This is a genomic window from Butyrivibrio sp. AE3004, from assembly GCF_000703165.1.
In the GTDB taxonomy this organism is placed as follows: domain Bacteria; phylum Bacillota; class Clostridia; order Lachnospirales; family Lachnospiraceae; genus Butyrivibrio.
Window position 1 is genome coordinate 1,293,759 of the sequence record NZ_JNLQ01000002.1, and the last position, 13,421, is coordinate 1,307,179.

The following is a 13,421-nucleotide window of genomic DNA, read 5'->3' on the forward strand; positions in this document are numbered from 1 at the left end:
GGATACTGGACATATACCATAGACTAAATCTTGGTTTTAGGTGATAGGTGAAATTTAGTATGGGAGTTAGCAGGTCTAAAAGAACATTGCAGAATATTAGTACTGGTTTTTTGTATCAGATTATGAATATGATTCTTAGTTTTTTTTCAAGAACCGTATTTATAAGAACTCTAGGAAATGAATATCTGGGGTTAAATGGTATATTTGGTGATGTCCTTACTTTGTTATCTTTGGCTGATTTGGGATTTTCTACAGCCATGGCATACAGTTTCTATAAGCCACTTGCAGATCGTGATGAAGAAAAAATAGCTTCATTAGTTGCATTTTATAACAAAGTATATAATATCATTGCTGCAGCTGTTGCGATTTTGGGACTTTGTTGTATACCATTTTTAAGGCTTATTGTAAATACTGAAAAAAATATTCCCAATTTAGAAATATACTATTTATTTTCATTAGCAGGAGTGGTGACATCTTACCTTTTTGTTTATAAGACTACTCTACTGACGGCCGATCAGAAAGACTATATGGTAGTAAATATCAGGATGATTTCTATTTTTATTAAGGTCGTTCTGCAAATGTTAAGCCTCATTATATTTAAAAATTATATATTATATCTTGGAATAGGAACAGCAATTGGTATAACAAATAATTTGATTACATCAAAAAAAGCTGAAAAGGAATACCCATTTATTAAACATGTAAAAGCTGATAAAGAAGTTGATGGAGTACTTAAAAGCAGAATCATAGAGAATATGAAATCTGTATTTATTTATAAAATTTCAACTACGGTATTTAGTGCTACAGACAATATTATCATATCGATTGTTGTAAGTACTGCTGCAGTTGGTCTATATTCCAATTATCTTATGCTTAGCCAGAAGCTTCTCTTAATTGAGCAAATAGTATTTTCAGCTATGACAGCTAGCATAGGTAATGTAATTGCTAAAGAAAATTATGAAAAAAAGTATAGTGTGTTTCAGACTATACAATCTATTAGTTTTATACTATGTGGAATAATAGTAGTATCCTATTCCCTTTTAGCAGATGATTTTGTAAGAGTATGGCTTGGCGAAGATTATCAATTACCTCAAATACTTGTTATAGCTGTGACACTGAACACCTTTTTTTCATGTATATTGCAGCCACTTTGGCTATATAGAGATGCTACAGGACTATATCAAAAAACTAAGTATATTATGCTACTTGCTACAATAGAAAATATTGTGCTATCAGTAATACTGGGACGAATTCTGGGAATAGCAGGTGTAATATTTGCTTCAGCAATAGCAAGATTGACTACATATTGCTGGTATGAGCCAAAGCTTTTGTATAGAGAGTATTTTAACCAGAGCGCAATTAAATATTATAAACAGATTTTTGCTAATATTTTTCTTACTATAGCTGCAATATTTTTTGGGAAATTAATTTGCGATAATTTCAAGCCTAATAATTGGACTATGCTTATTATTAAAGCAATTTTGATTGGAGCGATTAATATAATAATATATATTGCAGCCTATTATAGAACTGATGGAGCTCAAAACCTAATAAAGAAGGCTAAGACATATATCTGGAAATGGCAAAAAAAACAAATTGAAAATGAATGAATTAATTAGTGTAATAGTACCAATATATAATGTTGAAAATTACATAGAGAAATGTCTGAAATCTATTGTTGATCAAACATATCGGAATCTTGAAATCATTCTTATTGATGATGAATCGCCTGATAAATGTGGCATAATTTGCGATGAATATGCAAAAAAAGATAACAGAATAAAGGTAATTCATAAGACTAATGGTGGACTTTCAAGTGCCAGGAATGCTGCACTTGATATGATTACTGGCAGTTGGGTTACCTGTATTGATAGTGATGATTATGTTCACCCTGATATGATCAAGAGGCTATATGAAGCTGCAATTAAAGATAATGCACAGATTTCTATATGCTCTCATTATGAAGAATTTAAAGATAAGCTTTTAATAAAGGATAGAGTGTATGATGAGGTGAAAATATGGGATAGTCATACCGCTTTGATAAAACTTGTTGAAGACGAAGAAGTAAAAAATTATGCTTGGGGTAAGTTATATAAGGCGGAATTATTCGAGGGTGTTAGATACCCTGACGGTAGAAACTATGAGGACATAGCTACTACTTATTATCTTTTTGATAAGGTAGAGAGAATTGTTAAAATACCTGATTATTTATATTTTTACCTAATAAGGGACGGTGGAATTTCCTTTAATTCTTCAACTGCTACATGGCATAAAGGATGCCATGCAACATGTATAGGACAGGAGGAAAGGGCATCATACTTTAAAACTAAAGGATATGAAGATTTATATGAGCTTTCTATGTCAAAACTTTTACCATACCTTTATTCTGATATAAGAAGTGGATATATAGTTTCTGCAGAGGATGATATTAAGGAAACAAAATTATATTTAAAAAATAATGCGAATGAATTTTATAATAACAAGCTAATTTCTGAAAAAGATAAAGGGTTAGTTAATATTTATTTGTTGGATGAGACTGCCTATAAGATATATTTTAAGAGCAAAAATGCTTATTTGAATTGTGTTAAAAATATAAGAAAAATTCGCAAAAAGTTTTGTCATTATAATAACATTTTTGATTTTACTTTAGCGAAGGGGAAAACAAAGAGAATAATATATTTTGAACTTCCTTGTTTTGATAACTTGGGAGATCATGCCATAGCATATGCAACAGAAAACATAATTGAATCAAAATGCAAAGAACATAGCGATTACCAATTATTTATTATTGATGGATGGGGCACAGACAGGGCTATAAACTCACTGAAAAAATGCATACGTGCCGGAGATGTTATAGTATGTCAAGGAGGTGGGAACTTTGGCAATCTTTATGAATTTGCTGAAGTCTTTAGACGTAAGGTTTTAAATGAATTTAGAAACAATAGAATAATAATTATGCCACAAACATTGTTCTATTCAAATGATGAGCAAGGTAAAAAAGAATTAGTTGCAGATATAAAGACTATTAATGCTTGTAATAATATCACAATATTTGCCAGGGATGCAAAATCCTATGAGTTAATGAAAGGGTATTTTGATTGCAGAATAGAACAACTTCACGATGTTGTTTCATTATATGATGCTACTAATTATGGTGCAACAAATAGAGAAGGAATAATAGTATGCTTGAGGTCGGATAAAGAAAGTACACTATGCACAAAAGATAAATTAAGTATTCTTGCTATATGTGAGCAATGTTCTGACAATGTATTTGTTACTGATACTTGTGTTCAATATGATTTTGAATCAAAAATAAGATTTACAATACTGGAGAAAAAATTTAAGCTTTTTGGAAAATCACAATTGGTGATTACGGATAGACTACATGGAATGATTTTTTCAATAATAACAGAAACACCATGTATTGTGATTGGAAATAATCACCATAAAGTTTATGAAACCTATAAAACTTTTGCTTCATGTAGTTATATTAAATATGTTAAATCATTGGAAAATCTAAATGTTATAATTCATGACATGATGAAATGTAAGATTGATGAGAGAAAACTGGATTTATCTGGGGATATAGAAGTAATTGCTAATAGCATTTTTGATTAAGGGATTCATTATAATAATTTGTGTTCTTTTATTTGAAATGATTGTACCTGCTGTTTTTTCTGTCTGTGATATGAGAGAAAATCTTTGATTAAAAGAATGATTAAAGAAATGAATGGATTAGTTAGCGTAATTGTGCCTATGCACAATGTGGAAAAGTATATTAATAAATCAATAAAATCTATTGTTGATCAGAGTTATAGGAATTTAGAAATAATATTGATAAATGACTGCTCTACAGATAATACAGGAGTAATATGTCAAGAATGGGCAAAAAAGGATAAGAGAATTCTTTACCTTTGCAATAATAATAACCTTGGTGTACAGGACACAAGAAACAAGGCTCTTGATGTATGCAATGGCGATTTTATTGCTTTTGTAGATTCTGATGATTTTGTGCATGAGCTATTTATAGAAAGATTACTTTGCACTTTGGTTGAACAAGATGCAGATGTTGTATTATGCCATGAAATAGCATTTCAAGATGGATGCGATGAAGAGAAAATAGTTTTGAAGATAGAAGATAAGGGCACTATTATTATAGAAAATCATGATGAATATATAGAACATTTTATGGATGATTTCACAGGACCAATAGGATGGAGCTGGAATAAGCTTTTTAAGGCAGCTGTTATAAATACAACACGTTATAAGAAATATATATACGAAGATTTGGTTTTTAATGCTGAAGTTTCAAAAAGCATTAATAAAGCTGTCTGGTTGAATGATAGATCTTATGCCTATAGATTGAGGGATGGAAGCATTACTTCAAAAGGAAACAAGGATATAAATAATGAAGCTGCCGAGTCTTTTTTATATACGCTAAAAGTTCTTGAAAATTCAAATGCCGATTATTCCAATAGATTACGTTTATATACTTTAGTTAAAATCGCTAATTTATGTGCTAAAAGTAAAAAACAATTTGGAAAAGAGTCCGAGCAAAAAATTAGGAAAACATATAATAAAGCATATGATGAATTAATCAAGAAAATAAAAGGTGAGTGTAATTTTGATATGATTAAGATTTTTTTGGCTAGATATTGTTTTACGGTATACTATCAGTTGGTTAATAAATAGGTTCGGATTATGAGCATAATAAGAAGAATATATAGATTTATTAGATATAATGAGCTTAATGTAATAACTCTAAAAGTATGGTTGCCTTCAGCCAGTTTTATATACCAAATACTACACGAAAATACAGCAAAGCTGTAGGGCAAGTGGAGAATTGCAGGAGAGGAGTTCTCCGGAGATGCACCAATTGATGAATATAGATTTGCTAAGAAGGTCTCATATCCTGTTAATCAGGTTTGCTGTATAACAAAATGGGTGAGCAAATGTCTGGTGAGAGTACTTACAGATTAAAGACTTATGGTAGAAAAGGGGATTGATTCAACATTATATCTTGGCTGTAAGGAAGATGAAAATGGCAAGATGATCGTACATGCATGGATATGATGCGGACGTGCTTGTATTGGAGTATTGTGACAGAGAGATTCAGATTGTTGATAAGAAAATGGGGGAAAGCAGTATGATCAAGATTCTGATGATTGATGATGATATCGAAGTCTTAAATATCAATAAGAAGTATTTTGAGGAAAAGGATTGTAAGGTCGAGGTTGCAGAATTTGCGTATAAAGGATTACAGTTTGCAAAGATTTTTAAACCTGACTGCATATTACTTGATGTAATGATGCCTGATTTGGATGGTTTTTCACTTTGCAGAGAAATAAGGAAGATATCAGATTGTCCAATACTATTTCTATCCGGGAAGGTTTCTGAGGATGACAAAATAGAAGGATTTGAGACAGGCGGAGATGACTACATAGAAAAACCATATAGCCTTAGGGAATTGTATGCAAGAATACAGGGGAATATTCGTAGGCATGCTAAGGTTGATGCACCCAAAACTAATAATATGATTATCGATTTAGATCCTTTTTATGTGGATATAGAAAATCATAAATTACTATTTGGGAATGAAGTGATTGCATTATCAAATAAGGAATATGATTTGATTTTGTTTCTTGCACAGAATGTTGGGAAAGAAATTACTTTTGAAGAAATCGGGAAAAAATTGTGGGGAACTTATTTTGAAACTGACAGAAGAAATGTAATGGTCAATATGTCAAGACTTAGAAAAAAAATTGAACGTCAGACAGGTGTTGATAATTTGATAGAAACAGTTTGGGCAAAAGGTTATAAGCTAGTCAGAATCAAGCATTAATGCATTTTTGCGAGGGGTTATGAGTAATAAGAAGAAGTTTGAGCAACCTATAGTTGATTTAAAAACTGTAGAGGAATTATCAAATAGATTATTAGAGGCTAATCGTGAACTTAAACATGCAGAATATGAACGAAGGAGTATGATTGAGAATATATCTCACGATTTAAGGGCACCATTAACAGCCATAAGAAGTACAGTAGATTATCTGACTTTAAAGAATAGAAGTGATGTAGAAGACATTACAGATGAGGACTTAAGTACTTTTTTAAAGCTTCTTGATATGCGTACAAGGACATTAGAGGTATTGGTTCAGGATTTATATTATCTGACATGTATTGAGAGTGGTAGTGAAAAGTTTAAATTTAAAAAAGTACCTATAGCACAGTTTTTAGAGGAATATTATTTTGCTGCAGAAATAGATGAAAAGTATGCTGATTATGAACTTGTTTTAGATGTTCCTGAAGACATGAAAGAGGTAGTAGCAATCGATATTGCAAAATTAAGCAGAGTTTTGGATAATCTGTTTAATAATTCAAGAAAATATTCTGTTGTAGGATGTACAATTACGCTTGGAGTATATCAGGTTGATAAAGACATATGTATTTATGTTAAAGATAATGGTCAAGGTATATCAGAAAAGGCAATACCACATATATTTGACAGAACATATAGAGAATCTGATTCAAGGACACCAGAAGAGGAAACAAGCAGCGGACTTGGGCTTTCAATTGTAAAAAGTATTGTTGAACAGCATAAAGGAAAAGTTGAATGTAAGAGTAAATTGGGTGAGGGTAGTACAATTTTTATTTATTTACCCAAAATAGGATGACTGGAAAAAAATAGACAAGATGAAAAAAGTTAGTATTGTAGTTCCAATATATAATGGTGAAAAGTACATAGATAATTGTATTAAAAATCTTTTAATGCAGACATATTCTAATTTGGAAATTGTCCTAGTCGATGATGGAAGTACGGATAAAACTGCTGAATTATGTGATAGTTATTTGGAGAAGGATTCAAGAATAAAGGTTATTCATCAGGAAAACGGAGGTCTAAGTGCCGCGAGAAATTCTGGAACTGAAATGGCGACGGGATCTTATCTTGTTTATGTGGATGTTGATGATGACATAATGCCTTCCCTGGTTGAAGATAATGTTAAATTAGCTATGGATAATGATGCTGATGTGGTTTTCTATAGCTTCTGGTATCACAACCTTGATACAAATGTAAGAACAGAAAATGAATATAAAGGCTTCTTTTCTGGAAATAATAATAGTTTTTTTTATGATAAATTAAGTGATACTATTGATCACGAAATTTTTAATGCTCCATGGAATAAACTATATAAAACCAGTTTTTTGAGGAAAAACAATTTGAGATTTCTTCCTGAATATCCGATTTATGAGGATATCATTTTTGCTTCAAAAATACTTCAGTTTGCAAAAAAAATTGTTGTTAATCCTAATAAGTATTATGTTTACTATCTTAGAAGCTCCGGCAGCCTTCTGACAAAATATGTAGATGGATATTATGATTCAGTTACGAAATTTTATAATAATGCAATGGATTATTGCAGCTTATATAAAGATAACAAGGTTATAAAAGATAAGTTTGCAAATTTATATATTAGGTTGGTGACTACAAATCTAAAGCAGATAAGCTGTAGAGAACAGTTTTCTATTCAGGAAAAGCTGGAAAGAATATCATATATACTTGATAATGGATGTTTTAAAGAGGCTTTGCAGAATACACAAATAGATAGAAAAAAACGAATGATAAGATTGCTTGTTCTGACTAGGAATAAACTAGGCATCTTATTAATGTATAGTTATTTAGGAAGAAGTAGGTAGAGGAAGATAGTTGTGAATTCTAGAACAAAAATTGAGTCATTACAAGGATTAAGGGCGATTGCTTTTATTTGTATTTTTTTGTCGCATTGTAATATTGCTGTGCTTGAAAGGCTTGGAAACTTTGGAGTATCATTATTTTTTGTTTTGTCAGGTTTTCTGATGGTTTATTCATATTATAAATCTGATGGAAAAAATGATTCTTCAATAATTGATAGGCTCATGTTTTCATGGAATAAGATTAGAAAACTTTATCCTCTTCATATTGTTGCTATGATTATAGCTGTTCCTATTAGATATTATGAGAGCATATTGTATTCGGAAACATTTTTTTTTCCTATGACTCTTGTGAACTTGGTATTGAATTCTTTTTTGTTACAATCATGGATTCCCAATATGGACATAGTGTATTCGCTAAATGGAGTTGTTTGGTATTTGAGTACCTGTGCTTTTCATTATTTTATGTTTCCGTGGCTGATTAAAAGCATTAGGAAGTACAAAGGGGTTAAGGAACCAATTACAATAAGTGTTATTCTGTTTGCTGTTCAAGCTATGTTGTCAGCATTGACGCCTTATTTGCCATTCTATCAGAGCACTGGTGGTTGGAAGTTCAGTGTTTGGTTTTCATATATCTTCCCGATTTCCAGATTGGTTGATTTTATTATAGGATGCAATTTAGGATATATATTTATTAGTAAAAAACATTCAGATGGTAAGAGATTATCATTTTATATAGGAATGGAGTTTTTATCTGTATTTTTGTTTTTATGTAGTTCAGCAATATATAATACGAGCATTATTAACAAGCTCCAGTTCGGAAAAACAACGATATGGACTATACCTACTTGTATGATTATTTACATTTTTGCCTTGAATAAAGGAGTGCTTTCAAAGATATTAACACATAAATTTTTGGTGTTCTTAGGAGATTTGAGCTCATATACATTTATCGTTCATCAACTTGTAATAAAAATATGTATGTTTACAGCGACGATGTTTGTAGGTGAAGCATTTAAAAAGAATCCTATAGTTTTGTTTAGTGCTTTTTGTATATCTATAGCCATTGCGGTATTATGGCGTAAGTATTTTGTTATAAGAAAGTGTAATTAAGAAATGAAGAACAAAAAAATTAATCCACTATACTATATTGCTTTTTCGATAGTTGCATTCTTATTTGTACTTATCTGTTCTGCTACTACAAGTCCGATATATCCTAATTATAAGGGATGGGATTCAGGATTATTTCAGGTTATCGGTAAGGGATGGTCAGAAGGATATGTTCCCTATAAACAATTGTATGATCAAAAAGGTCCGGCTCTATTCTTGATTGAAATGATTGGATATCTGATAACAGGTAACCAGTATGGGGTGTTTACTATACAAATTGTTTTAATGACAATTTCAATTTGTATAATCTATAAGATTTTTGCCAGATCCTTTAAGGACATATATGCAGCCATATTTGCTGTTTGCATTATTTTTTCCTTTTCCTGTAATTATGAGTTTGGAAATCTATGTGAAGAATATGCGAATCCATTTCTATTGACAAGCTTGCTCTTTGTCACAGAATGGATGGAAAATAAGAGTAAAAAAAATTCGAATCACAATCCATTATATGCTTTTTTCTATGGTATAACATTTGGATTTTGCTTTATGTCCAGGCTGACAAATGCTGTTGCAGTTTGTATAGCTGTGTTATTTATCGTGCTGTATCTTTGTGTAAATAAGGCATGGGAGAATCTGCTAAAAAATGCAGTTGCTTTTATACTTGGGACAGCTCTATTGGTTGTTCCGTTTATGCTTTATTTTGCTACAAAGGATAGTACTTATGAGTTTTGGTACGGAACTTTTTTATATAACATTTCTTATGCATCTAATTCGACTGGTGGAATAAGCACAATTATCAGAGGTGCGATGGGGCAGATAGGTAGCTATGCAGTGGTTGCTGCAGGAATTGTGTGCTTGATTAAAAAAGAATATTTTAACGGAATAATGTACATGGCTCTTGGCATTGGAACAGAGTTTTTGCTTATGAATATTATGAACTTTGGTCATTATTCCATGATAACATTCCCACTTTTTCCTGTTGCAATTTATGAATTAAAAAAGAAATTCGACGAAGGAAGAGAAAATGGAATAGTGTGGTTACAATATTTATCTATAACTATATTGATTGGAACTTGTGGAATAGCTGCTATACGAACAGGAAAGGAGATGAATAAACTAAGATATTATTATGACAAGTATTCTTCATCTCCATCTGAGGAGGCAATTGCACCTTATAAGCAATTGCTAGATTTTGTAGATCTGATTCCTAAAGAGGAAAGAAATCAGGTAGTGGGATATGGAACAAATCCCTGGTTTTATCTGGATATGGACATAACCCCTGCTAACAGATTTTTTGTCATGCAGGACTGGCAGGCAGAATTCAGTGAGTCATTTAGGAACTATCTATTGGAGGAATACACTGTAAATAAGTCAGCATGGATTGTGTACAGTGACTCAAAAGAACCCATTATAAAAGATATATTGGATGAGAGCTATGAATTAGTCGATTCTGAGGCTGTTATTAATTCAAACGATGGGAGCATGCTAAAACTATATCACAAAAAATAATTATCGAAATAATCAAATGATTTGTTAGGAAGAAAGAAATGAAAGAAATATCACAAAAAGAAAAAATTAAGATTTATATGTTATGCTGTTTAGTAGCGTTTTTGATTCTTTCGATATGTTCAAAATGCTCATTTCTCTATCCCTTAAATAACTGGGGGGATGCAGGTTGCTACTATGTTCAGGGAAGAGGAATTCTTGTAGGATTGGTTCCTTATCGGGATATGGCTGAACAGAAGGGGCCTGCAATATTCTTTGTATATGCACTTGGTGAGCTTGTTTCTAAATCAAGCTTTATAGGGATTTTTATTATAGAGATAATTTGTGCCGCAACCTTTTTATTTTTTTCAATTAGAATAGCAGGTCTTTTTTATAGCGTAAAAAGCTATGAGCTAGGAATCGCAGCTATTCTTGCTGCATCTGTTTATGGCTCATATGTAAACAGACATGGTGGCGGCCCTGAAGAAATGTCGCTGGCATTATTTTCTTTTATGTTATATTTGGCAGTAAGATATATTTCCAAGGATTTACTTCCAAGTGTAAAAGAAATGATTTTCTTAGGGATTTATGCTGGTTTATTATTTTGGACTAAATATACATTATGTGCATTGTATATCGCTTTATTACTTATAATGCTTGTTCACTCAATAATTCGACATGAGATGAGTAGTTTCTGGAAGAAGATAATCTATTTTGTGCTTGGGTGCATAATCATATCATTTCCAATTATTTTTTTCTTTGCTATTAATGGATCACTTATGGATCTTTTTATGGATTACTTTTACAATAATATCTTTCTGTACAGAAAAAATGATACTATTTATATGGGCTTTTGGGGAAACATGAAGCTTGCTCTTTCGCTGCTTCTAAAGGCAAGAAATGCTTTTTCTCTGATATTAATAATTTTGGGATCTGTATGGATGCTGATGCAGAAAAAATATGAGTTATTTATTGGATTGTTGGCTTCATTTTTGTTTGCATTTATTATTCTTAATTCAGGAATAGCACAAAAATATAGTAATCTGCCACTGTTCGTTTTCTGTGGATTGGGTTTTTGTCCAATAATTGGATTATTAAACACAAAAAAACTTACCGGAAATTTTTTGATCAATATTATTATTGTTGTTTGTGCGATGATTGGGGCTTATGTATTTTGCCTTCACACACATGATCTTCTTAAGAAGAAGTCAGAAATGCCTCAATATGCATTTTCTTCAGAGATGAAGAGCTATGGTATTGATAATTATTCAATGCTGTATTATGGGGTGCTTGATGAGGGCTACTACTTTGCAGATGGGCAGATGCCAAAGTGGAGAGCATTTGTTCAGTTAAATCAAGGTGGTAGTGAATTAAAGAATCTTCAGAATGGATATATAAATAAGCAGGAGCCGGATTTTATTATTTCCGAGAAAATGCTTTGCGACTCTTCTGATTATGATATTGTTGCTGCAAGTTATGAAGGCAATGCCGAAAAAGAAGTTGTCTCCTTTGATGATTTTGGCTATGAGATGATAGATGAAAAATCATTTTATTACGAAGAGTACAACCATGTTGTCAGACTTTATAAAAGAAAATAATTATTGATGAATTGAAAGGTATTTTAGGAAAAATGAGTAAGATTGAAAAGAGTTTATTATTCGTAATAATAGCAGTTACATCATTGATGATTGTTTTCTTTGGCGTAAGAAAAGTCAATTATCATTGTGATGAAATATGGACTTATGGACTTTCAAATAATATAGGAGGAATCAATCCTGAATTTGAGATTGGCGAAACATACACCAGAATGGGACCTTTTGAAAGCTTTACTATAGTACAGGATGGAGAAGCGTTTAACTACGCTAACGTTTGGGAAAACCAGGCAAAAGATGTTCATCCGCCATTTTATTACATTCTCATACATACGATCTGCTCTATATTTAAGGGATCATTTAGCAAGTGGTATGGAATAGGCCTTAATATGTTCTGGATGATTTTGATTTTGCCCCTTCTCTACATGCTTGCAAAAGAAATGATAGGTAGCATCTCGGCATCTTTGGGTATTGCCATAGCATATGCAACATCTGTTATATTTTTAGATACAATGCTTCTTATCAGAATGTATGCACAGTTTACTTTTTTTGTTGTTCTAATTATGTATTTGTTTAAAAAGAATTGGGACAAGAAGCCGGAAAAACATTTTTTGATCAAGCTTGGAATCACATTATTTTTTGGTATGCTGACACATTATTATTTCCTTTTTGTTGCTTTCTTTATGTGTCTCATATATGGAATTAGACTGATACTTGCAAAGAACAAAACAGATATAAGAAATTATATAATCTCTTTAGGTATAGCGGGAATCCTATATGGTATAACTTGGTATCATATACTAGCGCATATCTTTAATGGCTACAGGGGTGCGGAGGCAATTAGTAAAGCAACAAGCTTTGGAGGATTGATATCTGGATTTGTAGGAATGGCATCTATTTTGAATGATGAAGCTTTTTCTGGACTAATACTGCTATTTTGTATTTTAGTAATAGTTTACGTAGTGCTATTAGTAAAAGATAAAAAATTACAATTTGATTATACTGTTTGTATTTTCTTATGTGGAATATTCTATATGTTGGTTGTCGGTAAAATATGCCCTATAGTTACAACAAGATATATTATGCCGATTGCATGGATATTTATTTTATGTGCTTTCATTGTAGTTTGGAATCTCATAAAGCTTTTTGTCAAAAATAAAAAAATGGCAGATATTGCAGTTGTTGCAATATTTTGTGTCATTGCATTTGCGAATATTGCAAAGAGAGACTTTTATATACCTATGGATTACAATAATCTGGAACAAATGGTTGCAATTAGTAATGCTGAAGGGAAAACTGTAGTAGTATGTGTGGATTTGAATTGGAAAATTCTGTATGATTTTGTATTACTTCAGAATGCTGATAGCTATGTTTTTGCTGATAAAGATGATTTTCAAAAGATTTTGAATGCACAGAAAGAGGATTATATACTAGCTGTTAATCTTGAAGATGATAGAGATAAGATAGTAAAATCAACAAAAGCAGAGTTATTGTATGATGATGGGAAGAATTATTATTATTTAGTAAAAAAATGATTCATAATTCATT

Annotated in this window: 10 protein-coding genes; all 10 read left to right on the forward strand. The window is 31.4% G+C overall.

Features of this window, described 5'->3' with window-relative positions; all coding sequences use genetic code 11:
* Positions 1–122 precede the first annotated feature (122 nt).
* A complete protein-coding gene (locus BV60_RS0108790; RefSeq protein ID WP_197029546.1) occupies positions 123–1,610 on the forward strand; it encodes a lipopolysaccharide biosynthesis protein in 1,488 nt (495 codons plus the stop codon).
* Positions 1,603–3,618 (forward strand): glycosyltransferase, encoded by a 2,016-nt coding sequence (locus BV60_RS21860; RefSeq protein WP_051656611.1) that lies wholly within the window; start codon positions 1,603–1,605, stop codon positions 3,616–3,618. The genes BV60_RS0108790 and BV60_RS21860 overlap by 8 nt, the downstream gene beginning before the upstream one ends.
* 84 nt (positions 3,619–3,702) lie before the next feature.
* A complete protein-coding gene (locus BV60_RS0108805) occupies positions 3,703–4,692 on the forward strand; it encodes a glycosyltransferase family 2 protein (protein ID WP_051656612.1) in 990 nt (329 codons plus the stop codon).
* A 367-nt stretch (positions 4,693–5,059) separates the two neighbouring features.
* Complete coding sequence (locus BV60_RS0108810) at positions 5,060–5,842, forward strand: response regulator transcription factor (RefSeq protein WP_029321012.1); 783 nt, start codon at positions 5,060–5,062, stop codon at positions 5,840–5,842.
* Between the two features lie 19 nt (positions 5,843–5,861).
* Positions 5,862–6,671, forward strand: a complete 810-nt coding sequence (locus BV60_RS0108815; RefSeq protein WP_029321013.1) for a sensor histidine kinase — start codon at positions 5,862–5,864, stop codon at positions 6,669–6,671.
* Positions 6,672–6,690: 19 nt separating this feature from the next.
* Positions 6,691–7,692: a glycosyltransferase family 2 protein gene (locus BV60_RS21865; protein WP_051656613.1), complete on the forward strand. Its 1,002-nt coding sequence runs from the start codon at positions 6,691–6,693 to the stop codon at positions 7,690–7,692.
* 12 nt (positions 7,693–7,704) lie between these two features.
* The gene (locus BV60_RS0108825) at positions 7,705–8,799 is read left to right on the forward strand and encodes an acyltransferase family protein (protein ID WP_029321016.1); all 1,095 of its coding nucleotides are present in this window, start codon (positions 7,705–7,707) and stop codon (positions 8,797–8,799) included.
* 3 nt (positions 8,800–8,802) lie between these two features.
* Positions 8,803–10,305 (forward strand): glycosyltransferase family 39 protein, encoded by a 1,503-nt coding sequence (locus BV60_RS0108830; RefSeq protein ID WP_029321018.1) that lies wholly within the window; start codon positions 8,803–8,805, stop codon positions 10,303–10,305.
* Positions 10,306–10,343: 38 nt separating this feature from the next.
* Positions 10,344–11,879 carry a glycosyltransferase family 39 protein gene (locus BV60_RS0108835; protein ID WP_029321020.1) on the forward strand — a complete coding sequence of 512 codons (1,536 nt, stop codon included), beginning with the start codon at positions 10,344–10,346 and terminating at the stop codon, positions 11,877–11,879.
* A 32-nt stretch (positions 11,880–11,911) separates the two neighbouring features.
* Complete coding sequence (locus BV60_RS0108840; RefSeq protein WP_029321022.1) at positions 11,912–13,408, forward strand: hypothetical protein; 1,497 nt, start codon at positions 11,912–11,914, stop codon at positions 13,406–13,408.
* Positions 13,409–13,421: the final 13 nt, after the last annotated feature.